The sequence below is a fragment of the Amycolatopsis japonica genome, assembly GCF_000732925.1.
Classification (GTDB): domain Bacteria; phylum Actinomycetota; class Actinomycetes; order Mycobacteriales; family Pseudonocardiaceae; genus Amycolatopsis; species Amycolatopsis japonica.
This window is the reverse complement of the sequence record NZ_CP008953.1, coordinates 1180749-1195862: the sequence shown is the minus strand read 5'-3', so window position 1 is coordinate 1195862 and position 15114 is coordinate 1180749. Positions and strand designations below refer to the sequence as shown.

Here is a 15114-nt window from a genome sequence, read left to right as displayed (position 1 = left end):
CACTCGCGAGAGCCCACGGGGACATGCGCTAAGCTTCCAACGTCGCTCAGGCGGCAACGCCCTCGTAGCTCAGGGGATAGAGCACTGCCCTCCGGAGGCAGGTGTCGCAGGTTCGAATCCTGCCGAGGGCACACTGGTGAACAGCACTTTCGGCTGTTCACCCACATCGATCAAACCATGATTCGTGACATGGACTCTCCGACCAAACATCCCGGTGACGTCTCGCATGGTGCTAAGCGACGTTCCTCAAGGTGATCCGGAGCGCGCACTTTCCATGGCGAGTGCACACATCTGGCCCATGAACCGCTGTGCGTGTTGCGGCGGAGGTACGACGGCTCCGGCGGGGATGTCGGCGCAGAATCGCCACCAGAGACCGCGGGGTTCGATGAAGCGCGTGGCGTGGTCGGTTCCGAGTGCCTCGTCGAGGCACAAGAGTGCGCCCAATGCTTCGCTCTGGTCGTAGTCGAGGTCCGGACGGAGCAGATACCGGTCGAGGTAGGCGATGAGGTAGGCCGCGTCGCCTTCGGTGCCGAGGCAGGTCAGTGCCACGCAGTACGCCCGGCCGGCATTAGGGCTTTCGCTGGCGAGGAGAAGAGCGCCGAGCGTGTCGCGAAACCGGATCCGACCGTTTACCGCGACGAACCATGCGGCGGTCTTGCGTTCGCGCCACCCGCCCTTGTCCAGCAGGACCCCGAGTTCCGCGTCGGTGATGCGCGAGGCGGCCTCCGACAACTCCCGCAGGAACGCGGCTCGGTCAGCGACCTCGGGCCGCAGCAGTCCTCCGCCGAGTCGAAGGTAACGCCGTCCCGGTGTCACGTACCGCGGGATCAGTTCCGTCAGCGCGTTGGCGTCATCGGGACGGTGCATGACTGCATCGTGCCGGTGATGCCGGGGTCATGCCACCGTTTTCCGGGGCGCCGCGACCACGCTCCCCTTAGAAATAGCCAGGCCGTGAGCCAGTCGCCACTGGCTCCCCACTGGTTGCGATTCGAGTTCGCGCCATCAAAAGTGGATAAATACGCGCTTCAAAACTTCGCGAAGACATTATTTTCATCGCAGTCGTCACCAACAACGATCAGCCTGCTCATGCGGCCTTCACCGTGGACACGGGTTGCGTCGTCCTTGGCTCTGGCACCGGCTCGCCGGCAGACGTCGTCATCGACCTTCCCGCCCCCGGACTTTCCCAATGGGACTTCACGCTGGTGCTGGCAGGTCCGTCACAGTGCGGAATCAACGAGCAGTTGCGAGAGTTTCGACGCCTTGCGCCACGTCCGCCGCGGGCTTCCGCTTGCCGTTTCGCGGGCCAGACCTCCGCACCTAGCTGCGGAGGTTGTCGAGGACGAACTCGGAGATCTTCTTGGCCGCGCCGCAGGGATCGTTCTTCCAGGGGCCGGCTTCCTCACGACCGCGTGTGTTGGCGCCGACGTACACGAGTGTGGTGTCATCGACCCCGAGAGCCAGCCTGCACGCCAGCGGTCCCTCGTCCTGCTTGGTCAGGACGTTCTCCTCGATGTCCGTGATCACCGCGGGGTAACCGTTGATCGTGACTTCTTCCCAGTTTTTCGGGTTATGGCGGCCACTCGCGTGATCGCGGTACAGCGCGCCGATGTTGTTGCTGTCCTCCAGCACCGGATGCCACGATGCGGTCACCTCGACCGATTTGCCGAACGCGACGAAGCATTCCCCGTCCCTGCCGCGCTGCTGGGTGCCGTTGTCACTGAAGCCGATGCTCTGCAGCTGTTCCACGGTGATCGCCGTGCACGGATCTGCCTTGAACTTGGCGCCGTTCAGCTGTGCGGGGATCGGCGGGACCGACACCGACGGTTCCGGCGGTGTCGGTGGCGGGCTCGTTCCGCAGCCGGCCAGCACCGCCAGGCCACCGGCCATCAGCAGGGCGAGTCCTCGGGCGAGACGTGGTTTCACGAAGGATCGGCTCCCGGTTTGATCCGCCAGCGACGGGGTTCCCCGACCACCTCGGCACTCGTGCCGACATCCGGGATCTTGGGGAAGGTAGTCTCGATGGCCGTCAGCTCGAGACCGCTCCCGACCAGCGCCCCGATGTTGGTGATCATGCCGGCGAGGAGGGTGTTGCAGTCACGCCAGAACTTCTCGAACGCCGAGTTGATCGCGTCCACGAAGTCCTTGGCCGACAACACCGCCAGTGGCGGGACGACCAACGACCCGAGAACGATCGCGAACTTCCCGCTCAGCTGCGCGAGGTTCGCCGCACAGTTCCCGAGCGCGAGCAACAGGTTCTTGTACGTGTCGATCACCGTGATCGCGACCGTGCTCACCGTTTTGGTCAGGCTCGTGACGGAGGCTTGGCCCTTGTTCAGGCTGTCGACGGCCATCCCGGAATACATGGAGTACTGGTCGAACGCGTCACCATGCCACGCGGCATTGAGCGACAGCTTAGCGTCATTGACCTTCTCGGCGGCGTCCTTCAACTTGCTCTGCCTGGCGAACACACCCGCGAGATCCAGCGTCTTTTCCAAGTTGCCGGCGACGAACACGCGGAGCTTGTCGAGCAGCCCGATGATCCCGTGCGCGCCGATCAGGTCCGCGTACTCCCGGATCTTCGCGTCCGCGGCCTCCGGATAGGTCATGGTGGCGAGTTCCGCGGCGGCCTGGCCCGGGTCGGAGGTGGTCATTTGATCTCACCCTCCAGCTTCTTCATCCGGTCGTACGCTTCCTGATCCAGCTGTTCATAGTGGTTCGCGGCCTTGCCCAACGCCGCGCTCAGCACGGCGAGCTGGGCCGAATTCTCGGCCGTGATCCGTTGAATCGTGTCGATGGCCGCGTTGTACCGGTCCACCGTCCCCAGGCCGTTGAGCCCGGGCATCAGGTTCGTCGCCGTTCCCGGCAAACCCAAGTCGTAGGGGCCGAGCGCGACGTTCGCCAGGTCCACGATCGCGAAGTTCTGCAGCAGGTCCGCTGCCTCAGCAATTGTGTCGGCCGCGGCTCGCAACTTCTCGGGATAGACGTGATAGCCCTGGCCGGGGCCGGGGTCGAACGGATCGGGAAAGCTCATACCAGCCGCTCCTCATCCCGAACTGCAGCGATGGCCGTCTCGTACCGTTGGGCCGCGGTCTCCTCCGCCCGCTGGATTCCCAGCAGCAGCTGACGCGACAGGCTCGGCGCGCTGTAGTCCTTCATCGCGGCCACGTCCACCGACACATCGACCAGCTCACCGCCCGCGGTCACCGTCACCGACCCCAGATCCCCCGGCAACGTCCACGTGACGCGATCCCGCGCCGCGCTCGTCGCGGCCTGCTCGACCGCGGCCACCGTCGCGTCGATTTCTCGCGCCAGGTGATACAGCTCGTCCTGGTAGCTCACCAGCGGTCCCGCCCCTCGTCTTCGGGATCAGCGTCCAGGAAGTCGAGCTGATCGAAACTCTCCTCCTCGACCTCCCCGGTATCGGGACGCGCTCCACGTGGCACGGCCGCCGCCGCGGCACGGGGAGCAGATGACGTCGTGACGTTGTTCCTCTGAGGTGCCACAGGATTAGAGGCGGGTTCGGGCATCCACTCCTGGTCCTTGTCCACCACCGCCCGGACCTTGGCGACACCGACCTCGGCGGCCGCCCGCCGGGCCGCCGACACCGCCTCCAGCACCGCGGGCCCCAGCCGCTGTGGATGCGTACTCCGGATCACATGATCCGCGATCGTCAGATCCACCAGTTCGCCCCGGCCGGTCACCACCGCCGACGCGATACCGTCAGCCGATCGCCCGGTAAACCGGGCCTGCTCCAGCTCAGCATCAAGCTCACCAGCCTGCTGCCGCAGCTTGGCCACATTCAATGACACGCCGGCTCGCCCTCCCCGTCGCCCGACATACTCCTTACAGCCGCCCCCACGGCCTGACCGCGACGCCCGCGATTACTACACGAGCGTAATCGGCCGAGTGGCCAGCGTAGTCGAACCTCGATCCTGTGTCTCGTCATTCGCCGCACGGGCCCAGTCACCTCGACCAGCGGCCCTCGTCGAGGGCTTCCGGACCTCTGACCGGGCCACAGCGCGGCGCCGTGCAGCGTTTCCGCACACCGACCGGTTGCGTTATCCACCCGCGACAACGCCGCGGTGATTCATGGGCTCGGTTGTTGGAGCTGCGATCAAACCGACGCCGAGTGGCGTGCACCAATGCAGGACGGCTTTGCCGTCGCGATGGGTGGTGATCAGCCGGGCGTCGCGCAGGGTTCTGGCTTGCATCGAGGCCGCGGGGACGGAGACATTCAGGGTGCGCGCAAGTTCGGTCGTGGTGTGCGGCTTCGTCAGAGCACGCAAGGTGTCCGCTCGTGTGCCGCCCAGCAGTGCCGCGAGAGGATCGCCGACCGTGTCGGCATCGTGCAAGGGAAGCGGTGTGAGGGCCGGGTAGACGATTAACGCCGGTCCGGCAGGCTGTGGCGCCACGAGAACCCGGCCAGTCCAGAACAGTGACGGCAGGAGCACCACGCCTTCGCCGCGCAACGTCACTTCCCTGTCAGTGCCGGGCGCATTGATCTCCAGGCTCATCTCGCGCCATCGCAACCCGACGGACAGGCTTGTGAAGGTGCGCTCAAGCCCATGCCGGGCAAGGAAATGCGCGCGCCAGGCCGCTTCAGCGTGGAAGGCGACCTGGAGCCGTGGCCACTCCACGGCCAAGATGTGTCTGTGCGCCTCCGTGATGGCGTGCTCGAGGATGCGCCAAGCGTGGCGATCCTGTGCGGCAAGCTGCCGGATCCAGGCGGTCCGCGGCCGGTCGACCGCGCAGATCCGTCGCAATTCCGCCTCGACGACCGCTCGGTCGGTAGCGAGAACCTGAGACAAGCCATCCTCCAGCCCGGCACTCGGCGGGTCGAGGAACAGGGGTCCGATACCGGTAGGAGACAACAACTGCAGTAGCGGCTCGGCCTGCACGGGCAGACCGCGTGCCGTCCGTCTTCGCCAGCCACCGAAGACGTAGCGATTGTCGCGGCGCTGCAGCGTCATCAGCGCGAGGACAAGTTCCATCAGCGGAGCGGGTGTGTCCGCCACGGTGACCTTAAGCAAGTCTTCTGCAGTAAAAAACACCTTCAGCACGTCATCCCCCAGATGCGACTGAGCCGCACGTTTCAGTTGTGGTTGAACACATGGCAGCGCAGTCGAGAGTGCCAGAAACTGGTCATGCGATCTACTGGATCGAGTTCCCGAGATAGGTTACTCCTCAACTGGGGCCGTCGAATAATTTCCATTGCGTCTTCACGGCGACGCATTCACATCGGAAAAGACCGATCGAGAGGGAGAATGATGAGAAAATCGTTAACCCGCGCCTTGCTCACACTGCCTGCCGTGGTCGCGGCGACGCTGGTCAGCGTCGGCGGGACAGCCACGGCCGCACCCGCGGGAACGCACGCCGGACCTGTTCAGATCATGGACTGCAGTCACGCGCATTCGAACAAGGACAGCGGCTCGGGCCGGACGACAACGGTTCTGCGCTACCGGACCGGGCCGCACACCTCCTGCGAGCCACTGGGACAAGCTGGCAGCAACACGCTGATCTACTACCACTGCTGGACTTCAGGCGAGTCGGTCGGCGGCGTGAGCACCTGGACTTGGGGACGTGTCGCGGGCACACAGCGCGAAGGCTGGTTCTCCGACAAGTACCTCAGCAACGGTGGCTCGACGAAGAAGTGCTGAGCTGAGACCGTGGTGCCGAGCCCTCAGCCCGGCGCCACGGTCACCACTACTCCGTCGCCGACGAAACACCACTACGGAACCCGGGCCATCATCGTGCGCGTAATGCCGGTTCGAGGGCTCGCCACAGTGCTCAGCAACGACGAGACGTAATGGCGCGATGCAGTCCAGTCAAATCCTCGCTACGCCTCTGAATACGTGCCAGCGCCCAAAGTTGAGCAGAGCAGGTCACCAGTTGTCCTTGAGGATGGTGCCTGCCGTGGTGCGCGCGGCACGCAGCCGGAATCTCAGGCCGGGGCGCAGGCCGATCTTCTTGATCAGCTTCGTGTAGACCTTCTCGGCCTGCCAGGTCAGATTGCCGGAGAATCCTTTGCGGGCTCTCAGGTACCCCAGCAGGTCGGCGGCAAGCCGGGCCGCCCGCGCCAGGTCTCCACCTCGGCGTTCCCACTCGATGCGCGCCAAGCGAAGTTCAACGACCGGCTCGAGGTCGTAGTCGTCGACGAGCCCATCGGTCTCGGCTGTGACCAGGTCGACGTACTCGTTCGCCTTGGTGAAGTCCCCGGTCTCACCGAGGACGTGGGCGTAGTCGATGACCACGGCCCGGGTCCACTGGTTGTCGAGATCCAGCTCGTCGTATCCGGACAGGACGTCTTCACACACCTCGAGACACTCGGCTATCGCGCCGGCTCGCCTCAGCCAGCCGGCCCGCTTGATTTTCAACAGAACAACGTGACGGTCATCCTGGCCGACGAGCAGGGCAGCATCGGCGATCAGCTCCTCGAGGAGCGCTGCCGCGCGTTCAGGGCGGCCGGCGCCACCCATCCCATCTGCTGCATGTGCCTGTTCCACGATCGAGTCCAGCCGCCGGACCACATCTCCCGCGGGATCAGGAACCCAGGACAGCCGCTCTGACCGCGCCGGCAGCACAGGGGCGCCGGCCTCCCCCTGGCCGTCGACGCGGGGCGCGGGTTCTTCCGGCGCGAAGGTGCCGGCGGCGGGGTTCCGCCCGATCAGGACCGGCCGGATGCCACCGGTCGCCTTGCGACAGGGCGCCGGCAGTCCACGACGGGTGAGCCGGGTCTGCAACTGACTACAGACGTACTCCGCGTCGAGGAGGCCGGGGCCTCCGGGTGCGCCGTGACGTAGTAGCTCGATCAGCTCGCCGGTGAAGGCGGTGTACCTGGCACCGACGGGTGCATCAGCGCGGGTGTGGGCTGGTGTCGCGGCGAGCACAAAGGTCCGTTCCGGCTCGGGCAGTTGCTGGATGAGGCCTTCCTGAGGTTCCCCTCCGAGCGCCGCGCGGCCCGCGTAGCAGCAGTCCAGAATCAGGATCCGCTGCCGTGCGGGCGAAGCGTCGATCTCCGCGAGCAATGCCGCACACGGAATGGCCGTCCATGCCAGGAGATCCGGAGAAGTCCCCGGCAGGCTCAAGTACAGTTCGCCGGCGTGATCGAGGTGGCCGTGGCCCGCGTAGTACACGACGAGGAGATCGGTCGCCGTGGCACAGGCCTGCCGCACGGCGCCTCCGACCTCGGCCAATTCCTTGTCGATCAGCGACGTGATCCTGCTCGGAGCCAGGAAACCGTGCCCTTCGAGCGAGAGCTCGAAGGCGAGGTCGTGGACGTTGGTGCGGATCGATGGGACGTTGAGCAGTTCATGGTCGGCGAAGCGGCTGCTCCCGACCAGGACCGCCGAGGAGGTGGCGGAATGTGGGACGTTCATGCCTTGTCTTCGGGGTGCACGACCTTCGACACCACGTCGCTGAGCTGATCTCCGGTCAGGTTTTCTGTTTCGACCTCGACAGTCCGGCCGTCGGGACCGGTGACCTTGATGTGCACCTTGGGACGACGAGCGACAAGCCAATCCGCCATGTGCTTGACCAACAACGTAGCGGTTCCACCGGCCCCGAAAACCACGACCAGCACGTCGGAGACACCACCGAGCTTTCCGGACTCCGGAGGCGGCGCCGGTGTGCGTACTGCGCCGCGAAACCCGGGAGCAGTCCGGAACCAGTCGTGGAGGAACCGCCGTTCGGCGTCGAGGCGAACTCCGTCGAGAATCGTGATCTCCGCTGCCTGCTCCATCGTCGAACTCCCAACGCAGTGCGTCTTCAGCCAACTCCGGAGGGTAGCGCGTCCTGGCTAAGGTGTGCCCGGTTCGGTGGAGTGAATCGGCTCGCCGGCATCAGTGTCCAGTTTCGAACGACCGCGGGCGGCTCCAGGTACCGCCACCGGCTGAGGGTTCCCCGGCTCCGGTGATCACGGGCAGACGATCCGCACCAACCTGCCCATGCCGCTGCTTTCGCCGGAATCCGGCCTGAAGCGGACCGGGAAGTCGACGATGAAGCGCATCCAGCCCTTGTATTTACCGTCCCTGCAGTCCGTGGCCGCGTTGTTCTGCGCTCCCCAGGTGTTGTGCACGTTCCGCTCGTCGGAAACGGACACCCTGGTCCGGTCGCGGTACAGCCGTGCCCGGATCCTGATCCTCGCCACCTGCGCCGTGCAGCGGACTTCGACGACGACGTTGACCCTGCCGGGCCGGTGGGTGGAATGGTGCGGGTGATGCACCTTGGGTGTGCAGGTGATCACCGCGTCCCCGGGGCCTCTCGCCGAGACCGGCGACGGTCTGTTCTCGACTTCGTCCGGTCCGGCTGCGATCGTACCGGGCGAAGTCGAGAACACGGACGCTTCGGCCGCGGGCGCGATCCCGGCCGCGACCAGCACGATGACCGCCAGTGTCCCGGCGGCGCGCGAAGTGGACGTGAAAAGGTTCTTCATGATTTTCCCTTGGTCGTCGACTCATCAGCGTCGCTCGCGAATTTTCGTATCGCAGCTGACGCTCACGTGACTCGCACTGAACCGATCCCAGGTGAATGCGAGTTCGACAGCTGTTCCGTCGTCCTCGACGGACAAGTCGCAATGGAAATTGTCGCGCGGCCGATATGCTCTGCCCTCGCAGGTGAACTCGACGTACCAATGGTCGCGGCCAGGTTCGGTGTCGTCGTCGAATCGGGCGCCGAAAACGTGGACCCGCTCGCCCGCGCGCAGCACGAAGCCCGTTCGCTCCGCCACGTGCCTGCCGGAGCAGGAATGTCGCACGACGTCGACCACGACTTCGCGATCGGTGTGATTCGCCAGGCAAGTCGGGCAGTGCCCGGAGTCACGACTTGTCGAGCGTCTTACGACAACTACTGGACTGCGGCGGGTTCACGTAGAAGAGCTCCAGGTCGAAGCTCAGTTCGACGTTCATGCCTTCGTCGAACTTGGTGAGGGAGCAGTAGAAGTTGCTCGGCACCGTGTAGGTGTCTTCGCCGTCGGTGAAGTCGATGTACCAGTAGTCGAACGACGTGCCCGCCCCGGTCTCGTAGTACGAGGTGAACACCGGGACCCGCTCGTGGTTGTCCAGGGAGAAGTCGGTCTTCGTACTGGTCGGCTTCCCTTTGAACATATGTCTTATTTCGTTCACCGTGATCGTTTTCCCGGTGTAGTCGGGCGGCCGATCGGCGCGCGATATCCAGAATCTCGCCACACGACCGTGAAAACCAGAGCGGCGAACGCCGACCAATCCGACGTGACGACCTGTCACGCCTCCGTGTCCGAGTCGTCACCGCGCCGCCGGGCCACGAGGCCGGCACAGCATCGGGTGGAGTAAGCGTGCGTCCGATCGACGCATGGCCTGTGGCGCCCCGTGGTCGTCCGGCGGTGCGGGAGGCACTGGGAGCGTCTCTTCGACTGCTGTCCCGAAAAGCGTTACGAGACAACCGGTTCTTGACTGGATCTCCATTCGGGATTGTTAGCTTCGGTCAAGCAATTCCGGCTGTCGGCACGATCCGATCACCCTCGACGGTTGGTCGCGAACGTCACCGAACGTTGAGCGGAAGGGACATGGTGGAGAGCGAACCCCGACCCGGTCGCCGGGCATTGTTCGTCTACATAGGACTGGTCGTGGTCCCCGTGGTGGCCGCGATCATCCTGCTGGGGCAGGGCGAAGGCGGTGCCGGTGTGGCCGCCGCGAAGGAGGCGACCGGACCTTCACTGGCCCAGCTCCTGCTGGCGATCACCGTGGTGGTCGGCGCCTGCAAGATGGTCGGGTGGCTGGCCCAGCGGATCGGGCAGCCCGCGGTGATCGGCGAGGTCACCGCGGGCATCCTGCTCGGCCCGTCCGTGCTCGGTGCGTTGTGGCCTTCGGGCGCGGCCGTGCTGATCCCGAAGGCGGCGGTGCCGCAACTGAACGTCGTGGCGCAGCTCGGCGTGATCTTCTTCGTGTTCCTCGCCGGGCTGGAACTGGACACCAGGCTGTTGCGCGGCCGCGGACGGCTCGCGCTGGTCGTCAGTCACGTCAGCATCGCGCTGCCGTTCCTGCTCGGCGTCGGGCTCGCCATGGTCGCCTACACCCGGTTCGGGGCGGGCGGTGGATTCCTGCCGTTCGCGCTGTTCTTCGGGGTGTCGATGAGCATCACGGCGTTGCCGGTGCTGGTGCGGATCCTGCACGAGATCGGGCTCTTCCGCAGCGAGATCGGCGTGGTGGCGCTGACCTGCGCGGTGGTGGACGACGTGACCGCGTGGAGCCTGCTGGCACTCGTGATCGCGCTGACCACTGCTTCCTCGCTGTTCGGCGTGGTGCTGACGGTCGTACTCACCGCGGCCTTCGTGGCACTGCTCGGCCTGGTGGTGCGGCCCCTGCTGCGGAAGTTCGTGGCCGGCGCTCCGGCGGTACGGCTGCACCGGGTCGCGCCGCTCTCGGTGGTCGGGGTGCTGATATGCGCCATGGCGACCGAGTGGATCGGCGTGCACGCGATGTTCGGCGCGTTCGTGTTCGGGGTGGTGTTCCCCCGCGACAACCCGGTGGCGACCTGGCTGCACGACAAGGCCGGTGGGCTGACGACGGCGTTGATGCTGCCGTTGTTCTTCGCCTACAGCGGATTGCGCACCGACCTCGGCCTGCTTTCCGGCGGCGGCGCGTGGCTCTGGTGCGGCGCGATCCTGCTCGTGGCCGTCGCGGGCAAGTTCGGCGGCTCGGCACTGGCCGCGCGGGCGGTCGGCGAGAACTGGAATCGGTCGCTGCAGGTGGGCGCGCTGATGAACTGCCGCGGCCTGACCGAACTGGTGGTGCTCAACATCGGGCTCGATCTCGGCGTGCTCTCCCCGACGCTGTTCACCATGCTGGTGATCATGGCGCTGGTCTCGACCGCGATGGCGGCGCCGATGGCGACCTGGTTCGCCCGCCGCGACGGCCAGAACGTGGTGGATTTCCTCGGCCGCACCTCCGAACGTGCGGCAGCTTGACGCACCGGCAAGCGGGAAGACGTCTCGGCGTCCGTCCGCTGCGAAGCTGGACCAGTCGACGATCTAGGAGGTCAAGGTGTCGAGCACCGATGTTCCGACGCGGGAGGAACTGGTTCGCCGCGTGGCCGAACTGGCACCCGCACTGAAGAAGCACTCGGCCTGGCAGGAACAGAACCGGCGGGTGCACGAGGAATCCATCGAAGCACTGGCCGAGGCCGGAGTCTTCAAGCTGCGCCGCCCCAAGCGTTACGGCGGCTACGAGGCCGACACCCGCACCCTGGTCGACGTCGCCACCGAGATCGGCCGGGCCGACGGCTCGACCTCCTGGGTGGCCTCGGTGTACTGGATCCCGACCTGGATGGCCTGCCAGTTCCCGGAGGCGGTGCAGGACGAGGTGTTCGCCACCCCGGACGTGCGCGTCTGCGGCACGCTGAGCCCGTCCGCGATGGCCGCGCCGGTCGACGGCGGGGTCGTGGTGAACGGCAAATGGGGCTTCATCAGCGGGGCCCTGCACGCGCAGTGGCAGGAGATCATCGCGATCCTCGTGCCGCCGGAGGGCGAGCCGTACCCGATCATGGCGCTGGTGCCGATCTCGGATCTGCTGGTCGTGGACGACTGGGACACCTCGGGTCTGCGCGGCACCGGCAGCGTGTCCACGGTGGCGCAGGACGTCTTCATCCCGGCGGAGCGTGTGCTCCCACTGCCTGCGGTATTGGAAGGCCAGGGCGGGGCTTCGGCCTCGATCTACCGGGCGCCGCTGCTGCCGGTCGCCTCGGCGTCGTCGGTGGGCACGCTGGTCGGGATGGCGCGGGGCGCGCAGGAAACCTTCCTCAAGCGCCTGCCGGACCGCAAGATCACTTACACCGCCTACGAATCCCAGCGCGAGGCCCCGATCACGCACCACCAGGTGGCCGAAGCCGCGCTGAAGATCGACGAGGCCGGGTTCCACGCGCACCGTCTGTCCACTTTGGTCGACACGAAGACCGCGGACGGCAGCCCGTGGAAACTCGAGGAACGCGCGATCGCGCGGGCCGACCTCGGCGCCGTGGTCCGCCGGGCCAAGGAAGGCATCGACATCCTCGCGGCCGCCTCCGGTGGCTCGTCGATCTACCACGGCATCCCGATCCAGCGCATCGCCCGCGACGTCGCCGCGGTCAACCTCCACGCGCTGATGCACCCCAACACCAACACCGAGCTGTACGGCCGCGTGCTCTGCGGGCTCGAGCCCAACACCCTCTACATCTAGGAGGATCCTCCGATGACCACGACCGAAACCGGCACGGCAGCCGACCAGGCGGCGATCGCGGCGCTGACCCAGAAGGTGATCGCCGCGTGGGCGTACCACGACGCCGACGCCTTCGCCGGTGTCTTCACCGAGGACGGCACGATGATCCTCCCCGGTGTGTTCAGGAAGGGCCGCGACGACATCCGGGCGTTCCTCGTGGAATCGTTCGCGGGCAACTACAAGGGAACCCAGGTCACCGGCCGTCCGCTCGAGATCCGCTTCTTCACCCCGGACTCCGGTGTCCTGATCACCCAGGGCGGGGTGCTCGGCCCCGGCGAGACCGAGGTCGCGGACTCGCAGTCGATCCGTGCGTCGTGGACGGTCGTCAAACGGGACGGCGCCTGGCAGCTGGCGTCCTATCAGAACACGCCCGCCAAGCAGCAGCTGCCGAAGCCGGGCACGGCCGCCTGAACCCTCCACATCGGAACCCGGGCCTTCCCTCCTCAGGGCCCGGGTTCCGCCCTGCCTGTCCGCTTGACCTCTTCCGAAGTGCTCGATCCTTTGGAGCGTCGCGCGCGGAGGTGGGAAAGTGAATCATGCGCGAAATCGCCGCCGGATTGTTCATGTCCCTGGACGCCGCGGGTGGGGGAATCCGCGTCACCGGCGCTCACGAGAACAACCTGAAGGACATCTCGCTCGAGATCCCGAAGAACCAGATCACGGTTTTCGTCGGGGTTTCGGGTTCCGGGAAGTCCTCCGTGGTGTTCGACACGATCGCCGTCGAGGCGCAGCGCCAGCTGAACGCCACCTTCCCTTGGTTCATCCGCAACCAGTTGCCCAAGCACGAACGCCCGCACGTGGACGGCATCGAGAACCTGACCACCCCGGTCGTCGTCGACCAGCGCCCGCTCGGCGGGAACGCGCGCTCGACGGTCGGCACGGTCGCCGACATCCATCCGCTGCTGCGAGTGTTGTTCTCCCGGCAGGGAAAGCCCAGCGCGGGCAATCCATCGCTGTACTCGTTCAACGACCCCAACGGGATGTGCCCCGACTGCGAGGGCATCGGCCGCGCGCTGCGCCCGGACCCCGAGCTGATGCTCGACAGGACGAAATCGCTCGACGAGGGCGCGATCCTGGTGCCGGGCTACCCGGTCGGCAGCCCCGGCTGGCAGTTCTACGCCAACCACGACGCCATCGACCCGGCCAAGAAGCTCGGCAAGTACACCGCGAAGGAGATGGACACCCTTCTGCACGGAAAGGAGGGCAAGGTCCAGCTCACCTTCAAGAACGGCAAGACGCAGACGCTGACGTTCGAAGGCCTGGTCGCGAATTTCACCCGCCGCCACCTCAAACGCGACACCGGATCGATGAGCGAGAAGACCCGCGCCCAGGCGGAGAAGTTCATCACCGAGGGACCATGCCCGGCCTGCCGCGGCGGACGGCTGAGCGAAGCCGCGCTGGCGACCGAACTGGCGGGCAAGAACATCGCGCAGTGGTGCGAACTGCAGATCACCGATCTGATCGAGCTGATCAAGTCCGTCAAGGACGAGCAGACCGCCGCGATGGCGCAGGGCGTGCTGGCCGCGCTCGAACGCATCGAAGCGATCGGCCTCGGCTACCTTTCACTGGACCGGGCGACGACTTCGCTGTCCGGCGGTGAGGGACAGCGGCTCAAGCTGGTCAAGCACCTGGGCAGCGACCTGACCGGGCTGACCTACTTCTTCGACGAGCCCAACGTCGGCCTGCACCCCCGCGACGTCGGACGGCTCAACGAGCTGCTGCGGGCGTTGCGGGACAAGGGAAACACGATCCTCGTGGTCGAACACGACCCGGACGTCATCGAGATCGCCGACCATGTCGTCGAGATCGGGCCGCGTGCGGGCGTGCACGGCGGCGAGGTCGTCTTCCAGGGGACGTACCGGCAGCTGCGCGCCGGCAAGACGTTGACCGGGGCCGGGCTGGCACGCTCGGGTGCCGTCAAGGAGGATCCGCGTCAGGCCAAGGGAAAGCTTTCGATCAAGCGAGCCTCGCTGCACAACCTGAAGAACGTGTCGGTCGACATCCCGGCCGGTGTGCTCACCACCGTCACCGGTGTCGCGGGTTCGGGCAAGAGCTCGTTGATCTCCGGTGTCTTCCGCGAGGCGCATCCGGACGCGATCTTCGTGGACCAGACGCCGATCGCGGCGTCGTCCCGCTCGACTCCGGCGACGTACCTCGGCCTGATGGACCCGGTGCGCAAGCTCTTCGCGAAGGCGAGCGGCGCGAACGCGGCGTTGTTCAGCTTCAACTCCCAAGGCGCCTGCGAGGAATGCCAGGGCCGCGGCGTGCTGATCACCGAAGTGTCCTATATGGACCCGATCACGAAGCGCTGCGAGAGCTGCGACGGGCGCCGGTTCTCCGGCGAGGTGCTCGCGCACAAGCTGCGGGGCAAGTCGATCGCCGACGTGCTGGACCTGTCCGCGGAACAGGCGGCGGAGTACTTCACCGAGGCCCCGGTGCTGGCGAAGGTGAACGCGCTGATCGAGACCGGGCTCGGGTATCTCGGGCTGGGTCAGGCGCTGAGCACGCTGTCCGGCGGTGAACGTCAGCGGATCAAGCTGGCGGACCGGCTTTCGGGCGGCGGCGGCAACGTCTACATCCTCGACGAACCGACCACCGGTCTGCACCTGACCGACATCGACCTGTTGCTGGGCCTGCTCAACGGCATGGTCGACGCGGGCAACACGGTGGTGGTGATCGAGCACGACCTGGCGGTGATCGAACAGGCGGACTGGGTCATCGACCTCGGGCCCGGTGGCGGCAAGAACGGCGGCGAGATCGTCTTCACCGGCCCGCCCGAGAAGCTCCTGACCGCGGAAAGCTCGGTGACCGGCGAGTACCTCAAGCGCTACCGGCAGGCGGGCTGAGCAGTCCCCGCACCGCGTTCGGCGCAGGAGACGAGACGCCCCAC

17 protein-coding genes and 1 tRNA gene are annotated in these 15114 nt (G+C 66.3%); 6 read left to right on the top strand and 12 right to left on the bottom strand.

Annotated elements, in window-relative coordinates:
* Positions 1-58: 58 nt before the first annotated feature.
* Positions 59-131, top strand: a tRNA-Arg gene (locus tag AJAP_RS05945).
* A 115-nt stretch (positions 132-246) separates the two neighbouring features.
* On the opposite strand, the gene AJAP_RS05940 is transcribed toward AJAP_RS05945, so the two are convergent.
* The 7 genes from AJAP_RS05940 to AJAP_RS05910 all read right to left on the bottom strand — a co-directional run bounded on the left by AJAP_RS05940 (position 247) and on the right by AJAP_RS05910 (position 5060).
* Positions 247-867, bottom strand: a complete 621-nt coding sequence (locus AJAP_RS05940) for a DUF6000 family protein (RefSeq protein ID WP_051972355.1) — start codon at positions 865-867, stop codon at positions 247-249.
* Positions 868-1317: 450 nt separating this feature from the next.
* Positions 1318-1923: a DUF3558 domain-containing protein gene (locus AJAP_RS05935; protein WP_228694869.1), complete on the bottom strand. Its 606-nt coding sequence runs from the start codon at positions 1921-1923 to the stop codon at positions 1318-1320.
* On the bottom strand, positions 1920-2651 hold the full coding sequence (locus AJAP_RS05930) for a hypothetical protein (protein WP_038508885.1): 732 nt from the start codon (positions 2649-2651) through the stop codon (positions 1920-1922). The genes AJAP_RS05935 and AJAP_RS05930 overlap by 4 nt, the downstream gene beginning before the upstream one ends.
* Positions 2648-3031 carry a hypothetical protein gene (locus tag AJAP_RS05925; RefSeq protein ID WP_038508883.1) on the bottom strand — a complete coding sequence of 128 codons (384 nt, stop codon included), beginning with the start codon at positions 3029-3031 and terminating at the stop codon, positions 2648-2650. The genes AJAP_RS05930 and AJAP_RS05925 overlap by 4 nt, the downstream gene beginning before the upstream one ends.
* Positions 3028-3339 carry a hypothetical protein gene (locus AJAP_RS05920; protein WP_038508881.1) on the bottom strand — a complete coding sequence of 104 codons (312 nt, stop codon included), beginning with the start codon at positions 3337-3339 and terminating at the stop codon, positions 3028-3030. The genes AJAP_RS05925 and AJAP_RS05920 overlap by 4 nt, the downstream gene beginning before the upstream one ends.
* On the bottom strand, positions 3336-3809 hold the full coding sequence (locus tag AJAP_RS05915; protein ID WP_228694868.1) for a YbaB/EbfC family nucleoid-associated protein: 474 nt from the start codon (positions 3807-3809) through the stop codon (positions 3336-3338). Before AJAP_RS05915 ends, AJAP_RS05920 begins: the two co-directional genes overlap by 4 nt.
* 249 nt (positions 3810-4058) lie before the next feature.
* A complete protein-coding gene (locus AJAP_RS05910) occupies positions 4059-5060 on the bottom strand; it encodes a winged helix-turn-helix domain-containing protein (RefSeq protein WP_051972354.1) in 1002 nt (333 codons plus the stop codon).
* Positions 5061-5309: 249 nt separating this feature from the next.
* Here AJAP_RS05910 and AJAP_RS42410 point away from each other — a divergent pair, with 249 nt between their 5' ends.
* Positions 5310-5657: a hypothetical protein gene (locus tag AJAP_RS42410; RefSeq protein ID WP_148311454.1), complete on the top strand. Its 348-nt coding sequence runs from the start codon at positions 5310-5312 to the stop codon at positions 5655-5657.
* A gap of 225 nt (positions 5658-5882) precedes the next feature.
* Here AJAP_RS42410 and AJAP_RS05900 read toward each other — a convergent pair whose 3' ends face one another.
* From AJAP_RS05900 to AJAP_RS05880, 5 genes are all read right to left on the bottom strand, one after another.
* Positions 5883-7376: a caspase family protein gene (locus AJAP_RS05900; protein WP_038508879.1), complete on the bottom strand. Its 1494-nt coding sequence runs from the start codon at positions 7374-7376 to the stop codon at positions 5883-5885.
* The gene (locus AJAP_RS05895; protein WP_038508877.1) at positions 7373-7738 is read right to left on the bottom strand and encodes an effector-associated constant component EACC1; all 366 of its coding nucleotides are present in this window, start codon (positions 7736-7738) and stop codon (positions 7373-7375) included. Before AJAP_RS05895 ends, AJAP_RS05900 begins: the two co-directional genes overlap by 4 nt.
* 174 nt (positions 7739-7912) lie before the next feature.
* Positions 7913-8431 (bottom strand): hypothetical protein, encoded by a 519-nt coding sequence (locus tag AJAP_RS42405; protein ID WP_051972352.1) that lies wholly within the window; start codon positions 8429-8431, stop codon positions 7913-7915.
* A gap of 24 nt (positions 8432-8455) precedes the next feature.
* Positions 8456-8764, bottom strand: coding sequence for a hypothetical protein (locus AJAP_RS05885; RefSeq protein ID WP_038508875.1), 309 nt, complete (start codon positions 8762-8764; stop codon positions 8456-8458).
* A 49-nt stretch (positions 8765-8813) separates the two neighbouring features.
* On the bottom strand, positions 8814-9101 hold the full coding sequence (locus AJAP_RS05880; RefSeq protein WP_038508873.1) for a hypothetical protein: 288 nt from the start codon (positions 9099-9101) through the stop codon (positions 8814-8816).
* A gap of 437 nt (positions 9102-9538) precedes the next feature.
* On the opposite strand from AJAP_RS05880, the gene AJAP_RS05875 reads away from it, so the two are divergent.
* From AJAP_RS05875 to AJAP_RS05860, 4 genes are all read left to right on the top strand, one after another.
* Entirely contained in the window at positions 9539-10939 is a 1401-nt protein-coding gene (locus tag AJAP_RS05875) for a cation:proton antiporter domain-containing protein (RefSeq protein ID WP_038508871.1), read from the top strand.
* A gap of 76 nt (positions 10940-11015) precedes the next feature.
* Positions 11016-12185 (top strand): acyl-CoA dehydrogenase family protein, encoded by a 1170-nt coding sequence (locus AJAP_RS05870; RefSeq protein ID WP_038508869.1) that lies wholly within the window; start codon positions 11016-11018, stop codon positions 12183-12185.
* Between the two features lie 12 nt (positions 12186-12197).
* The gene (locus AJAP_RS05865; RefSeq protein WP_038508868.1) at positions 12198-12635 is read left to right on the top strand and encodes an SgcJ/EcaC family oxidoreductase; all 438 of its coding nucleotides are present in this window, start codon (positions 12198-12200) and stop codon (positions 12633-12635) included.
* Between the two features lie 125 nt (positions 12636-12760).
* Positions 12761-15070, top strand: a complete 2310-nt coding sequence (locus AJAP_RS05860; RefSeq protein ID WP_228694867.1) for an ATP-binding cassette domain-containing protein — start codon at positions 12761-12763, stop codon at positions 15068-15070.
* The last annotated feature ends 44 nt before the right edge of the window (positions 15071-15114 follow it).